This window comes from Embleya sp. NPDC025285 (assembly GCF_055558835.1).
The window spans coordinates 1-14,566 of record NZ_JBVHLU010000043.1 but is presented as its reverse complement, the minus strand read 5'-3'; the positions used below and the strand labels follow the sequence as shown (position 1 = coordinate 14,566).

Annotated in this window: 10 protein-coding genes; 8 read left to right on the top strand and 2 right to left on the bottom strand. The window is 71.2% G+C overall.

Going from position 1 to position 14,566, the window contains the following annotated elements; all coding sequences use genetic code 11:
- Positions 1-159: 159 nt before the first annotated feature.
- Together ACZ4FV_RS26855 and ACZ4FV_RS26850 are read left to right on the top strand one after the other, a co-directional pair.
- Positions 160-1,542, top strand: a complete 1,383-nt coding sequence (locus ACZ4FV_RS26855) for a vWA domain-containing protein (protein WP_395867377.1) — start codon at positions 160-162, stop codon at positions 1,540-1,542.
- Complete coding sequence (locus tag ACZ4FV_RS26850; protein ID WP_402236842.1) at positions 1,539-2,594, top strand: hypothetical protein; 1,056 nt, start codon at positions 1,539-1,541, stop codon at positions 2,592-2,594. The genes ACZ4FV_RS26855 and ACZ4FV_RS26850 overlap by 4 nt, the downstream gene beginning before the upstream one ends.
- 184 nt (positions 2,595-2,778) lie before the next feature.
- On the opposite strand, the gene ACZ4FV_RS26845 is transcribed toward ACZ4FV_RS26850, so the two are convergent.
- Positions 2,779-4,110 (bottom strand): GAF domain-containing protein, encoded by a 1,332-nt coding sequence (locus ACZ4FV_RS26845; protein ID WP_395867373.1) that lies wholly within the window; start codon positions 4,108-4,110, stop codon positions 2,779-2,781.
- Positions 4,111-4,286: 176 nt separating this feature from the next.
- Here ACZ4FV_RS26845 and ACZ4FV_RS26840 point away from each other — a divergent pair, with 176 nt between their 5' ends.
- From ACZ4FV_RS26840 to ACZ4FV_RS26825, 4 genes are all read left to right on the top strand, one after another.
- The gene (locus ACZ4FV_RS26840; RefSeq protein WP_395867371.1) at positions 4,287-5,096 is read left to right on the top strand and encodes an alpha/beta fold hydrolase; all 810 of its coding nucleotides are present in this window, start codon (positions 4,287-4,289) and stop codon (positions 5,094-5,096) included.
- Positions 5,097-5,310: 214 nt separating this feature from the next.
- Positions 5,311-6,150 carry an SAM-dependent methyltransferase gene (locus tag ACZ4FV_RS26835; protein ID WP_395867369.1) on the top strand — a complete coding sequence of 280 codons (840 nt, stop codon included), beginning with the start codon at positions 5,311-5,313 and terminating at the stop codon, positions 6,148-6,150.
- A gap of 277 nt (positions 6,151-6,427) precedes the next feature.
- On the top strand, positions 6,428-7,564 hold the full coding sequence (locus tag ACZ4FV_RS26830) for a carboxylate-amine ligase (protein WP_465323427.1): 1,137 nt from the start codon (positions 6,428-6,430) through the stop codon (positions 7,562-7,564).
- Positions 7,565-7,697: 133 nt separating this feature from the next.
- Positions 7,698-8,408, top strand: coding sequence for a hypothetical protein (locus tag ACZ4FV_RS26825; RefSeq protein WP_465323426.1), 711 nt, complete (start codon positions 7,698-7,700; stop codon positions 8,406-8,408).
- Positions 8,409-9,238: 830 nt separating this feature from the next.
- Here the strand turns inward: ACZ4FV_RS26825 and ACZ4FV_RS26820 are convergent.
- On the bottom strand, positions 9,239-11,077 hold the full coding sequence (locus tag ACZ4FV_RS26820) for a vWA domain-containing protein (RefSeq protein WP_395867364.1): 1,839 nt from the start codon (positions 11,075-11,077) through the stop codon (positions 9,239-9,241).
- A gap of 290 nt (positions 11,078-11,367) precedes the next feature.
- On the opposite strand from ACZ4FV_RS26820, the gene ACZ4FV_RS26815 reads away from it, so the two are divergent.
- Positions 11,368-12,234 (top strand): hypothetical protein, encoded by an 867-nt coding sequence (locus tag ACZ4FV_RS26815; protein WP_395867362.1) that lies wholly within the window; start codon positions 11,368-11,370, stop codon positions 12,232-12,234.
- Between the two features lie 212 nt (positions 12,235-12,446).
- Positions 12,447-14,405 (top strand): glycoside hydrolase family 71 protein, encoded by a 1,959-nt coding sequence (locus ACZ4FV_RS26810; RefSeq protein ID WP_465323425.1) that lies wholly within the window; start codon positions 12,447-12,449, stop codon positions 14,403-14,405.
- The last annotated feature ends 161 nt before the right edge of the window (positions 14,406-14,566 follow it).

Below are 14,566 nucleotides of genomic sequence, written 5' to 3'. Positions count from 1 at the left end.
TCCCGCCCCGATCCGCCCGTGCACCGCCGAAGGCGTCGGCTCCGATCGACCGAACCGTCGCCGAGGGCTTCGACCCGGTCGCCCCCTCAGGGCTTCCGAGGGAACCGTGATGGACCCTCCCTCTTGGCATCGCACGTCGCAGATTCCATGATCGGCGTCGTGATCCCTTTCCTACGCACACGCTCGGCCGTGGCCCTGGGCGCGGTGTCCCTGGTGTTGTGCGGCCCTGCGTCCCTCGCAGCGGCCGACCCCGCCCCGCCCGCCGAAGCCGTCCCGGCCAAGGTCGAGCTGGTGCTCGACCTGTCCGGTTCGATGAAACAGAACGACGCAGGCGGGCAGACCCGCCTGGAGGCCGCCAAGCAGGCGGTGAACCGCATCATCGACGCGGCTCCGGCGACCGCCCAGGTCGGCATCCGCGTGTATGGTGCGGCCTATCCCGGTACGGACAAGACCCTCGGCTGTGCGGACACCCAGCTCCTGGTGCCGGTGGCGCTGATGAACGAGGGGGCCAAGGGCGCGGCGCGGCAACGGGTCGCGGCACTGAACGCCGTCGGGTTCACCCCCATCGGCAACGCGCTGCGAGCCGCCTCCGACGACCTCGGCACCCAGGGCGAGCGCCACGTGATCCTGGTCTCCGACGGCGAGGACACCTGCGCGCCGCCGCAACCGTGCGAGGTCGCCAAGGAGTTGAACGCGAAGGGCACCAAGCTGACGGTCGACGCGGTCGGGTTCAACGTCTCCGGCGCCGCGCGCGATCAGCTCAAGTGCATCACCGCCGCCGGGAACGGTGTCTACGCCGACGCCAAGGACGCCGATTCGCTGGTCTCGAACATGTCCAGCCTGTTCCGCAGGGCGTGGACCCCCTACGACGCGTCCGGTCGACCCATCCAGGGCGCGACGACCGGTTGTGCCAACGCGCCGATCGTCGAGGACGGCCAGTACCTCGACGCGTTCGTCACCAGTCGCGACCTGTGGTACCGCATTCGCAAGAATCCGGGCGAGGATCTCGCCATCGGCGCCACCGCGATCTTCTCGGAGCGCATGCGGGTCGCCGACGACCGGGAGAACTCGGCGTTCCTGACCCACCTGTTCATCAGATCCGGCCCGCCGGATCAACCCCAGAGCTGGCTGCTGTCCGAGGGGGTGGCCCTGGAGGCGAACAACATCGTCACCACCGGCGCGTCCGACGGGGCGAAGAGTTCCGCCAAGGCACCGGACGGCATCGGCTGCCTGCGGATCTCGCACAACGCCGAGGTGGATCCGCAACGCAGGATCCTGCTCGAACTCCTGGTCAGCCACCCCAGGCGGCCGGGCACCACCGGTACGACGTCCGGCCCCGCGCCCGCGAGCGCCGACGCCGGCGCTCCGGCCGCCGCGCCCGGCGCCGGTGACGACCGCGCCTCGGTCGCCGCGTCGTCCGGCGACGACGACGGGCCCGGTACCGGGGTGACTCTCGCTTTGATCGCCGCCGCGGTGCTCGTCGGCGGCGCGCTGGGATCGTTCGTCGCCGGTGCCCGGCGCCGGCAGGGGAGGCAGGCGTGAACGCCGTCGTACGCGTACGCCGCATCGCGGCTTCGGCCGGGGCCGCGCTCGCCGCGGTCGTCGGCTCGGTGATGGCCGCGCCTCCCGCCGCGGCGGACACCACGAGCGGCTTCTCGTTCAACAGCGCGGGCGAACTCGGGCCCGGGGTGCATCGCGAGAGCATGGTGGTGGGCGATTTCCTGTTCTGGCGGGTGTACATGCAGCCGGGGCAGAAGCTCTCCATCAAGGGGTCCGTCGACATCCCGGCCGATTTCCCGTACAAGCAGGGCCCGAGGTTCGTGATGAACCTCTACAACCCGCTGCGCGAGGCCATTCCGCTCCTGGACAACCCGACGAACCAGCTCGTGCCGGGCACCACGCACCTGGAGGCGACCTCGGGGGCGTGGACCGTCGGGGACGGCAAGAAGTACGAGAATTTCGACGGGACCAAGGGCTCGTTCAAGGAGTTCAAGGACGACAAGTACGCGCTGCGCGGGTCGTACTACATCCAGATGTCCATCACCGGGGCCCAGGGGCCGCAGCGCGGCATCGTGGTGCCGATCCGGCTCGAGGTGTCGGTCGAGGGCACCGTGGTGCAGCGGCCGGATCAGCCGTTGGGACCCGAGGAGGAGCCGCGGCCGACGGCGGGCGCGGTGCCCGGTGCGCCGTCTCCGGCCCGGTCCGATTCCCCGGTACGGGCCGGCGCTCCGCCGGCGCCGGCGGGCCGCGCCGACAGCGGTGCGGGCTCGTCCGTGGCCTCGGATTGGGGCGTGCCGGCGGGCGGCGCGCTCGTCGCGCTGTTGGTCGCGGCCGGTCTCGGGTACGCGGTGCGCACGCGGTTCGCCGCCCGGGCGCCCGGACCCGTCTCCCCCTGGGCCGATCGCCTGCCGGGCCCTCCCCCACCGCCCGCGGCGCCGCCTGCCCCCGTCCGGGATCCGGCGTCGACCTGGCGGCCCGGTGTCGCCGATCGACTGCCGGGTACGGCGCCCGAGTCCGACGAGGTCACGCAGGCCTTCGAGGTTCCGCGCCGGCCGGAGCATCCGCCCGGCGCGGAGCCGCCCACGCAAGCCTGAGAAGTCCCGGGAGCGGCCCCGGCGGGGCGCGGGGCGGTGGTGGGCGGGTGCGCGGCGTCGGGATCGGTCGACGGGTGCGCCGCCCGCCGCCGCGCCGCGGCCGCCCGCCGGTGTCGCTTTCCACCGGTGTCGCTTTCCACCGGTGTCGCTTCGCGACGGGGAACGCGCGTGTGGCGTGGCCGGGTCAGGTCGACCAGCGCAGCGCCGTGTCGGGATCGGCGCTGTCCAGGACGCGGCGGCGCAGGCGTTCGTGCAGGGCCTCGCGCAGCGCGAGCACGCGCGGGGCGGTGGAGCCGGGCAGGAGGTGGCCCCGGTAGTGGTCGAGCAGGGTGTCGATCGAGGTGGTGGGCACGGACAGGGCGCGATCGAGGTCGAGGAAGTCGGCCTCGCAGTCGCCGGTCAGGCGGTACGGGTCGGAGGCCAGTCGGTGGCCCAGGATCGCGCGTAGCCGGGCCAGTTCGGCGCGGACGGTGGCGGGGCGTCCGCCGGGGCCGTAGACCGCCTCGGTGATCGCCTTGGCCGTCATCCCGCCGGGCTCGCTCAGCAGGGTCGTGACGATCTCGGCGTGTCTGCGCGTGAGTTCGTGCGTGGTGCCGGCGATCTCGAGCCGGGCCCGGCGCAGGCCCAGCGCCTGCAGGCGCAGCGGCGCGGTGGTGACCGGCCCCGATGCGGAGTCCTCGGCGATCAGCAGGTACAGGCCGCCGGCGGCGAGGCGCTCGGCGAGCAGGACCTGACCACCGGGCAGCAACATCGGGCCTTCGCGCGGCGGGCCGGGCAGGCGCTGCGGCAGCCAGCCGGGGGGATCCGCACGCAGGACGCGCCCCTTGGGGTCCACGATCGCGCTCTTGCTGCCGAGCCGGCGGGCGATCCGCTCCACGTAGCGGGTGCTCACCCGCGCCTCCTCGCGCAGCCGTACGCTCTCCAACTCGGCCTGGGCCAGTCGGCGCGCGGTGTCGAGCAGGGGTACCGCGAGCGGTTGCCAGTTGCGTTCGGGGCAGGTGAAGTCCAGGATGCCGAGCAGTTCGCCCCCGGCCGGATCGTGGATGGGGGTGGCCGTGCAGGTGTACGCGGTGGCCGCGGACAGGAAGTGCTCGGCACCGAACACCTGGAACGGGCGGCCCGTGGCCAGTGCGGTGCCCACTCCGCTGGTACCCGCCGCGCCCTCGCTCCACAGCGCCCCGGGCAACAGGTGCACGCGTTCGGCGGCGCGCAGTGTGGGGTGTTCGCCCTGCACCCACAGCAGGTGCCCGTGCGCGTCGCTGAGGAACAGGAGGCGGCCCGGGTCGGTGACCAGACCGCTGAGGGTGCGGCGCAGCAGGGGCCAGATCGTGGTGAGCGGATGTTCCTCGCGGTGTCGGGCCAGTTCGTCGTCGACGAGGGTGACCGGCGGGAGGTAGGCGTCGGGCGGCAGTCCCTGTCGCCGCGCGCGTGACCACGAGGCCCGGATCGGGTCCCGCACGCCCGTGGCCGACCCACCGCCCAGTGCTCGATCGCGTGCGTCCGGTCCGTCCGCCATGCGTCCATCATGCCGGCGCGCGGGCCCCGGACGTCGGGCCCGTGGTGTGGCGGGGGTGGGTGCCGTTCTGCAACGTTGCTGCAACCCCCCTTCGGTCTCTGGTGCGTGGGTCTCCCGCTCGCGCACACTGCCGCAGCGCGGGTCGGCGATCGGCCGGCCGGGACCCGAGGAGAGACGTGCCCTATCTGGAGTTGTCCGACGCCGTTCCGCTGTACTACGAGGAGCACGGCGCGGGTCGCCCGGTGCTGCTGTTGCACGGCTGGACGATGAACAGTTCGTTCTGGTCGGGCAACATCGCGGCGCTGGCGGCGGAGAATCGGGTGATCGTCGCCGACTTCCGGGGCCACGGGCGCTCGGGCAAGACCCCGGAGGGGCACAGTCTGGACCAGTACGCCCGTGATGTACGCGAGTTGGTGCTGGCACTGGGTCTGGACGAGGTGACCATGGTCGGCTGGTCCATGGGCACCTCGGTGGTGTTGTCGTACGTGCGCCAGTTCGGCTGCGAGGGGTTGCGCGGCGCGGTGTTCGTCGATCAGTCGCCGCGTTTCATGGATGGGCCCGGGTGGGACTTCGCCCTGCAGGGAGGCTACTCGCCGGTCGATCTGGCGGTGTTCGCACAGACCGTGCGGCACGCCCGGCCGTTGGCGATCAAGCCGTTCATCGCGGCGTGTTTCGCCGAGCCGCCGGCGGCGGAGGCGGTGGACGCGGCGTACGCGGAGACCACCCAGACGCACACCGCGTCCGCGTTGGACGTGTGGATGGACATGGCGCACTCGGACTGGCGGCCGGTGTTGCCCGCGGTGAAGGTGCCGACGCTGCTGATCTACGGCGAGCGCAGTCGGATCTTCCCCGGGGACCTGGCCGGTTGGCTGGCCGAGGCGCTGCCCGACGCGCGGGTGGAGCGGTTCGCGGCGAGCGGGCATGTGCCGTTCGTCGAGGAAGGCGAACGCTTCGACGCCGTCGTCACGGAATTCCTTCGCCGCTGATCTCCCGGGAGTGCGAAGGAACATGCGGGTCCGCCCGGCGGGTACCCCCGCCTCGCCCGGTCCGGGCGGCCCGCGGCCCGAGGATGGGGAAAGGCCGATGATTGTGCTGCCCGGCAAGGCGACGGATACCCGTTCCCCCGTCGGTTGCCCGCCGGCGGATGGATCGCCGGCGGATCGACCGAGGGCACGCGTGCCTTCGGCGCGGTCGCCCGACTTGCGTACCGATCTTGCCCATCCGGCCCGGATGTACGACTACTACCTGGGCGGCAAGAACACCTTCGCCGTCGATCGCGGCGCGGCCGAGGCCGTCCTGGCCCTGGCGCCCGAGGTTCGCGCGATGGCCTTGGCGAATCGGGCCTTCCTGCGTCGGGCGGTGGCTTTCGCGACCGGTATCGGCGTCCGTCAGTTCCTCGACATCGGGATGGGTCTGCCCGCTGCCGGCGACACGTACGAGTGTGCGGTGCTCGGCACCGAGCATGCGCGGGCGGTGTACGTAGACCACGATCCGATGGTGCTCGCGCACGCGCGCGCGTTGTCCGCGCGGCCCGGTCGGGTACGGGTGGTGGAGGGCGATCTCCGGGACCCGGAGACGCTGTTGCGTCGGGTGGCCGGGCGCACGGGGGTGGACTTCGACCGGCCGGTCGCGGTCGTGCTGACCGCCGTGCTGCACTATCTCTCGGATGCCGACGATCCCCGGTCCGTGGTGCGCGCGTTGATGGACGCGACGGTGCCCGGCAGTGTTCTGGTGCTTTCCCACGTCGCCGCGGATCTGCGTCCGGACGCGGCGCGCACGACCGCCGAGTCGTATCGCCATTCCGCTGCGCCGCTGTTCCCCCGGACCGCGACCGAGGTGCGGGCGCTGTTCACCGGGCTGAGTCCGATCGATCCCGGGGTGGTCCCGATCTCGTCGTGGCGCTCGGACCGATTGCCGCGTCTGCTGGACAATCGGCAGTGGATGTACGCGGGCGTCGCCCTCAAGTCGCCGCCCACGGGCCGCTGGGAGTGTTCGGGCAGGGGTCGGGGCGTGGTCGGCTCGCGCCGTTCGTGTCTTTGAGGGTAACGAGCCGGGCGACGGAACCGGGAGACGGACGGGGCGGCCGGCGAGGCGACACCGATGGCGCCGGCGGGTCGCGGGAGCGCCGTGCGGAGCTACCGGCGGATTTACCGGAGCGTGGTACCCGCTCCGGCCTTACCGGTCGGTCCGCCGCCGGCGATCATGGGCGCTGTCGCTCGGCGCCGATCGGGCGGTCCGTGGTGGCCGCGTGTGGCCGAACGGGCGGGCCCGGGCGCCTCGTTTTGTCGGCCTCGCGCCGGGTCGTGGGGGAGTCGCCGTGCTCGAGTTGGGGATCCAAGAGGAATTCCACATCGTGGACCTGGCCACCAAGCGCACGGTGTCCTCCGCCCCCGCCCTCCTCGATCGGCTTCCGGCCGGCCCCTTCGTGGGCTGTTCCAAGGAGTCGACGGTGGCGATCGTGACCTCGACACACGCGGAACCGGACGCGCTCCGGGCGCGGTTGACCGAACTGCGCGGCACGCTGGTGCACCGCGCCGCCGGTATGCGCCTGGGCGTGTTGGCGAGCGGCACCGCGCCGATGATGAGCCTCGCGGACATACGGACGGCCCCCGAGGCCCGATACGCGGCCTGGGAGGACGAGTACGCGGAGTTGTCCCGGGGTTGGATCACGTGCGGCATGCACGTCCGGGTCGAGGTCGAGGACCGGGACGTGGCGGCTCGGGCGATCGCCTGGATCACGCCGCATCTGGCCACGTTGTCGGCACTGTCCGCGAGTTCGCCGTTCTGGGCCGGGCGCGACACCGGCTACGCGAGTTGGCGGCAGGTCTGCGTCGAGCGTCTTCCCGCGGCCGGACCGATCGGGCCGGTGGGCTCGGCTCGGGAGTACGACGACCTGGTCGCCGGCCTGGTGGCGGTCGGTGTCGTGCCCGACCGCGACCTCTTCCTCCCGGCGCTGCGCCTGTCCCCGCGCGGGTCCGCACTGGAACTGCGGGTGTGCGACGCGATCGCCGACGTCGAGGTGACGATCGCGATCGCCGCCCTGTTCCGCGCGCTCTACCTGTACGCGAGTGCCGCCGTCGCCGCCGACCGAACGCCTCCGACGCCCTCGCCCATGCTCGCCCGAGGGGCGATGTGGCGGGCGGCGCGCTCCGGGATCGAGGGCGACCTGATCGACCCCGTGGCCGCGGTGAAACTGCCCGCGGCCACGGTGGTCCGCGCTCTGGTCGCCGAGATGGCCCCGTACTTGCGCGAGAGCGGCGACCTCGACATGGTCGAGGCCGCGATCGGGCATCTGCTCGCCCGGGGTTCCGCGGCGGCCGGGCAGCGCCGTACCGCGCGCGAGGGCGGCCCTGCGGCGGTCGTGGATCGGGTGTTGGCGCAGACCATGGCGTGTGTCGGCATCTCGGATGGCTCGCCCCTGCCCGCGTCCCTGCTCGACACCGCCGCGAGCTGACCGGGCGGAGTCGGCCGCCGTCGTGTACGCCGGTCGCCGGCGTGCCGAACATCGCGTATTACCGGGGGGTTTACCCGTCGAGAGTGCCCGACGCGGCCTGTTTCCCGTCGGGTTCGATCGCGAGGATTCCGGTATGCCGCAGAACGCTCAAGAGGCCACACGCGAACGCCCATCGAAACCGACGGCCGGCAGTCGGACCCGACGTCCCGGCCCGCTCGTGGGCGTCGAGGGGCTGGAGGCCCACGACGTCAGCTCCGCGCTCCTGCGTTCGATCGCCTCTCCCCCGCGTATCTTCGTCGGGTCGGCGCGCGAGCCCAACGCCCGTCCGGATTTCGCCACTTTGATGGCGTTGGCCGAAGCGGCCGGCGGTGAACCGTACATCCGTGGTGGTCGGTCCGCCTCCGAGACGCTCACGGTGATCGCCATGCAGACCCATCGCTACGAGTCCGCCCGGCTGTTCCTGGCGGCCGGGCGCACCGTCGTCGAGCAGCGCGGCGTCTACACCGCCGCCGTCGAGGACGCGGTCGCCCGTCATGCCGGTGACCTCGAGCAGGCCCACCAGGCCGCGCGGCGCTTCCTCGCGACCGTCGCGCAGTGGCGACCGCTGCCCGACGTGGTGTTGCTGACCGCGGACGAACCGCGGGCGATCGAGGAGCGGTTGCGCGCGCACGACCAGGAGAAGGGGCTGGACCCGGCCCAACTCGGCTTCAAGGCGACCTTGTTCGAGTTGCTCGCGGAGGACGACCCGGATCGCTTCCGGATCTTCGATCGCCGAGAGATCGGTGACGTTCCGGTGGGCGAGGCGGTGCGCGATTGGTTGTCCCGCGCGTTGCCGACGGAGTAGGACGAGCGTTCAGCGACCGCGCGGATCGCTCGCAGGGACGGCCCGCCTTCGCGGCTCGACCACGACGAACCGCGCGCATGACACCGATCGGCCGCCGGAGGATCGATCGTGATCCGGGCTGTGCGCGGGGCATCCCGCCCTACCCGAGCGGGTGATCGGCCCGGGCGGCACGGCGGCAGGTCCACGAACGACGGCCGGGCGTCGACCCCTTGCTGGGGTCGACGCCCGGTCGTGTGTGGGGATGTGCGGCGGTCGCACCCCGAAGGGTGCGCCTGCCCGGGGCCTGTGCGGACCGGCCCCGGCGTCCTAGCGGGGCGACACCGCGTGCTGCGAGACCCGCGGTCCGGTGGCGCGGTATCCGCCCCTGGTACCGCCGCCTCGGCCTCGGCCGTGTGACGAAGCGGAGCAAGTCATGTCGGGTTCCCTTCCGTTCCTGAAAGACGGTGCGGATCTGTTCAGGGTCGAGCCGGTGGTGTGATGAGCCGGGGAGCGCCGGGGAGACGGCGGCGCAGCACCTCGACGCGCCAAGCCTGCGCTACGGAACACCTGTGGCCAAGACTTCCAGGCCCCGGGAACGTGGCGTAAAGCCTCAGCAGATCTGGTGCTCGGATTCGGTCGGTCGCCGGGTGGGGGTGATCGGGACCGGTTCCTCCCGTCTTTCCGAACACCCGTGCCTGTCGCCGCCGTTCGCACGCAATCGGGAGACCATCCCGTCATCGGAAGGGCTTCGGCAGGAGGAGCCGCGACCATCGACGCCGAACGGACGGCGGCCGAGCGGGCCACGGACACGACGACCGGGAACGTCGACCTGCGGGCCCCGGGATCCGCACTCATGTGTTTCGCGACTGTCGACGACGCAGCAGCAGCGCGGTGAGCGCCGCACCGAGCAGGAGCGCGGCGGGCAGTCCGACCCAGACCAACGGGCCGCCGAACGCCGCCGAATCGTCCGAAGTCGAGGAGTCGGAGGCCTTCGGCGTGCTCTTCGCCGGAGTCTTCGTACCCGGGTTCGCGGCGGTCGACGGGGACTTCGCCGGCGGTGAGCCCGCTACCGACTGCCCGCTCTGCGCGTACACCGGACCGGGTTCCTTGGTGCCGCCCACCGAGACGTCCACGGCCAGCGTGCGCAACTCGCCCTCGCCCTGGGCCGCTACCGCGATGTAGTACCAGCCGGGCAGCATGTCGGCGACCTCCTGCTGCCGGTCGCTGCGGTTGAGGAAGCGCACGGGACGTGTCGCGAAGGGGTCGACGCCCTTCGAGAAGATGTGTTCGGTGTCGTGCACACCCCACGAGTCCTGGGCCAGTTGCTCGCGGATCGGGTTGTAGAAGTGGGTTTGTACGCCGACGATATCCTTGCCGCCGCCGACGCGCGTCTGGAAGGCGAGGCTTTGGCCCCAGTCGAGGCGGACCCGGTAGAAGGCCCACTCCCCCGGGGCGATCGTGTCGGTGTAGTGGCCGGACCCGGGCAGGGTGGTCGCCGAGCCGAACGAACCTCCGCCGACCACCGGTTGCGGAGCGCCGCCGGGCTCGGTGTAGCGCGCGAGGTCGGCCTCGGCCGGGCCCTTGTCCAGGGCCTGCGGTTCGAGCAGGACCTGGAGTTCGAGGGGTACCGGTGGTCCGGTCCCTCTGCGGGTCACCGAGAACACCTGTCGTCCCGGTTGCTCACAGCCGTTGGTGCCTCGACCGGATGCCGTCCAACTCACCGACGCCGTGACGACCTTGGACAGCCCTTGGTCGAGTCCGGTGTCCGATGCGCAGAAGCTGTTGCCGCGCTCGCCGAGCTGCTTGACGTCCAGGGCCTCCAGGCCCTTGACCTTGCTGACGGTGGTTCCCGACACGTACGCGGTGTAGCCCGCGGGCACGTCGACGGAGTAGTACTTCACCTCTTTGTCCGTCAGCTCGTCCAGGTGGCCGCCGGGGGGCAGGGCCGCGGCGCGCGCGGGATCGGGACCGCCGTCGACGGGGGTGCCCGCGGGTTCGTAGCTGCGCAGCGCCCGCTGGGTCACCCGGGTCAGTTCGCGTTCGAGCGAGCCGGCGTCCGGGGCGTCGGCGTAGGTGCCGCCCGAGGCCCGGGCGATGCACATCAGTTGTGCGCGGGTCTTGGCGTCCGCCGCGAAGCCGACGGTGTGCACGCGCATGTCCACCCCCTGCGCGGCGAGTTCGCGTGCCACTTGGCAGGGTTCCGGGGGCGCGCAGGTGTCCTCGCCGTCGGAGACCAGCACGATCGAGCGTGGGCCCTCCTTCGGCAGCGCCTCGGCGGCCTTGCGCAACGCCGGACCCATCGGGGTCCAGCCCAGCGGCCGGATCGCCTGCGCCGCGGCCTTGAGGTCCTGCTCCGGCGCGGTGCCGACGGGTCGCACCACCGTGACGTCGCGACAGCCGTCGGCCTTGTCGGTGGTGGACCCGCTCTGCCCGGTGCCGTACACCGTCAGTCCCATCCGTGAACCCGACGGCGCGGCGTCCACCAGCGTGCCGATCGCCTTCTTGGCGGCATCGATCCGGGTTCCGGTCCCGGCGCGTTCGTTCATCGACCCTGAGGCGTCCAGAACCAGCATCACCGGGCTGAGCGTGCCCGGTTCGGCCGCGTGCGCCGGTGATTGGCCGGTGGGCGCCCAGGCGATGCCGAAGGCCAGCGCCAGGGCGGTGCACGCCGGGAGTGCTCTCGATCTCATGGCCGGGAATCTAGACTGGATTGCACTCGCAAACAATGGATTTGCAAAGAGCAATCGTGAATGATTCGACTTGCGTCACCGGGACATGTCACCGAAAAACCATTGTTGCAGTTGCAAATACTTCGACTCGGACCCCCATCGTACGCCCAAGATCGTTCGACCGTTACCGGCACGTATACCTCTGCCGGTTCATCGGCTCGCCCTTGCCGCTCGCGCGAGGACGGCGAAAATCTTCCCCCCGGACTCTGTCATCGGATCGAGTCGACGCCTCGAGTTCGGGGAGCTTCACAGTGCAACGAGGTCTTACCGGTTCGATCGCCGCCGGTCTGGGCGTGGGCGCCTTCGCGCTGATCGCGCCGATCGCGGCGGCCGGGTCGGCCCACGCGGCCGACGACGACAAGAAGGCGTGTGGGCCGGTCACCATCGAATGGTCCATCGACGACAAGACCTGGTCCAAGGCCGGCCTGTTGGGCGCGCTTCACACCAAGGTGAGCGTGCGCATCGCCGGCGATGTGGCCAAGTCGTGCAGTTACAAGGTCTCCCTCGCCTCCTACAGCGCGGAGGGACCCACCTGGAAAACCTCGGGGATCCAGCGGTATCTCGGCTCCAAGACGGTGACCCTGAGCAGCGCGCACAAGAGCGCCAAGCTCGACATCTCCAAGTACGCGCCGCCCTGCTTCGGCCAGATAGACCTGTACGGCAACGACAAGGTCTACGACGGCAAAGCCAATCCGCTGCCGCGCTATCCCGACGCGAAGTTCCCCGTCGATCTGATCGCCGGGTGGAACGGCGGCAAGGAATGCGCGCCGCCGACGACCAAGCCCCCCACCACGAAGCCGCCCACCAGCGCGCCGCCCACCACGAAACCGCCCACGACCGCGCCGCCGACCACGGCGCCGCCCACCACGACCCCATCCAGCACGGCGCCCTCGAGTTCGGCACCGCCGACCACGAAGCCGCCCACCACCACCCCGCCGTCCGAGGACCAGCGCACCCCCGAGACCGCCCCGCCGGTCACCGGCCAACTCGCCCAGACCGGCGGCAACAGCGGCATCAAGCGGATCGCCGGCGCGTCCGTCGCGATCCTGGTCGCCGCGGTCGGCGCCCTGCTGCTGATCGGCCGTCGCCCGCACCGGTCGGGCCCCCGTTCGCACTGATCCGGGGCGGATTTCCGCCGCGGCTCATCCGGAACGCGCGGATCCGCGAACCGCCCTCGCACCACGAGAGCCTCTGCTCTAGGCTCCCGACGTCGCACCGCTCCGGTGTCCTTTTCAGGACTCCGGGCCGAGTCCCGGTGGCCTGACAGGCGCCCCCATACCGGTTGCGGGTAAGTCGACTTCGGGAGCAGCGAAGTACCGTGGAGGGCTTCTTGCGATTTCGTTCGCTCAAATTCGTGTTGCCCGCGTTCCTGTTGGTCGGCGCAGGTGTGACCTTCGGAGTGGCCTCGGGTGACTCGGACAACTCCAAGGCCACGGTGCCCACCAATGAGAACGCCTATGTGAGCCAGGTGGCGCTGGCCAAGGCGCACGCCACGCAGACCTGGTTGTCGGTGTGTCCGGCAACCTGTGAGGGAGCTCCCCGCTCCGAACGGCGGGCGTTCGTCAAGTTCACCGTCGCGGGGGTACCCGCGGGCGCGCGTGATGTGCGGCTGAGTCTGGATCTGTACTCGGCCAGGACCACCGACACCTCCGTGCGCGTGCACAAGGTCACCGGTTCCTGGTCGGCGAAGAGCCTGACCTGGAACAAACAACCCGCGTTCGGTGATGTGGTGGGCTCACGCGACGGCTTCACCGCGTCGCAGGTCGGCTCGATCGACGTCTCGTCGGCCTTCGCCGGCAACGGGGCGTACAGCTTCGCGCTCACGGCCGGGAAGGGCGCGCAGGGCGTATTCCAGTCCTCGCGCGCGAGTGCCGCGCAGGCCCCGCGCCTGTCGGTGAGCTGGACCGATCCGGCCACCCCCACCACCGGGTCGCTTCCGTTCGAGATGCCGTCCACGTCGGCTCTGCGCGCGAGCGACAAAAAGGTGTACGCGCATTACTTCACCCCCTACCCCGCTTCCCTCGACAATCAGGAGCCGACCCAGGACTACTACAGCCGCAACTACCTCAACCCCGCGGGCGAGAGCGGCAAGCACGCCGCGTACGGCGGGCTGCTGCGGGACCGGCCGGTCCCGCGTGGGCCGTTGACCGGGGACTGGCAGCTGCAGGACATGCAGCGCGAGATCCGCGACGCGACCGCGGCGGGCGTCGACGGCTTCACCGTCGACGTACTGTCCACCACCGGCGCGCACTGGACCAGGATCAAGAACCTGATCAAGGCCGCCGAGACCGTCGACCCCGGCTTCGCGATCGTGCTGATGCCGGACATGACCTCGCTCAAGGACGCAACACCCGCGAGCCTGGCCGCGTCGATGGCCGACCTGGCCTCCTCGCGGTCCGTCCGGCGCCTCGCGGACGGCCGCGTGGTGATCTCCCCCTTCAAGGCGGAGCAGCAAACCCCGCAGTGGTGGGGCGAGTTCGCGACCGCGATGACCAAGACGCACAAGCTCGGCACCGCGCTGGTCCCGGTGTTCCTGAACTTCTCGGCGAACGCCGACAAGTACGCCTCGGTCAGCTACGGATTCTCGAGCTGGGGCAATCGCAGTCCCAACCGTCAGGGCAACATCCAGTCGGACATCGCCAAGGCCCACAGCCTCGGCAAGATCTGGATGCAGCCGGTCGCGGTCCAGGACGAGCGCCCCAACCAGGGCATCTACGACGAGGCGAACAACACCGAGAACCTGCGCACCTCGTGGGACAACACCATCTCCGGGGGAGCCGACTGGGTACAGCTCACCACCTGGAACGACTACTCCGAGGGCACCCAGTTCCAGCCCTCGGCCAACTCCGGACACACCTGGGTCGACATCAGCGACTACTACCTGGTCCGGTTCAAGACCGGGGCCTGGCCCCGGATCACGCGTGACACGGCGTACCTCACGCATCGCGTGCAGTTCGCCGCGGCCAAGCCCACGGGCGGCACGCAGACGAAGTTGATGACACCGAGGTCGGGGACCAACGCGCCCCGGGACTCGGTGGAGGTGCTGACCTTCCTGGTCGCACCGGCGACGGTGAACGCGACGATCGGCGGCGCCGGCCAGAGCTATCAGGCGGCGGCCGGCGTACAGGCGAAGCTCTTCCCGCTCGCCTACGGCACCAACTCGGCGTCGATCGTTCGCAACTCGGCCACGGTGGCGACGGTTTCCTCACCCAACGTGGTGCGGAAGGACTTCGCCGCCCAGGACCTCGGCTACCGAGGCGCGAGCAGCGGCCGACCGGGCGCGGGCTGACACTCCGCACCCACCGAGTGGAACAACGTGGGGGTCGGGTCCGTTGCGGATCCGGCCCCCACTCTCGTCCGTCCGGACGGAGTCGCCGCTCGCGGGCGACACGTCCACGGGAACAGGACGGGAACGGGACAGGAACGATGTAGCGCCGACCCCCGGCCGGG

Coding starts and splice junctions, on each gene's coding strand:
- ACZ4FV_RS26820 (WP_395867364.1), bottom strand. CDS start 11,077: ATGAGATCGAGAGCACTCCCGGCGTGCACCGCCCTGGCGCTGGCCTTC.
- ACZ4FV_RS26845 (WP_395867373.1), bottom strand. CDS start 4,110: ATGGCGGACGGACCGGACGCACGCGATCGAGCACTGGGCGGTGGGTCG.
- ACZ4FV_RS26825 (WP_465323426.1), top strand. CDS start 7,698: ATGCCGCAGAACGCTCAAGAGGCCACACGCGAACGCCCATCGAAACCG.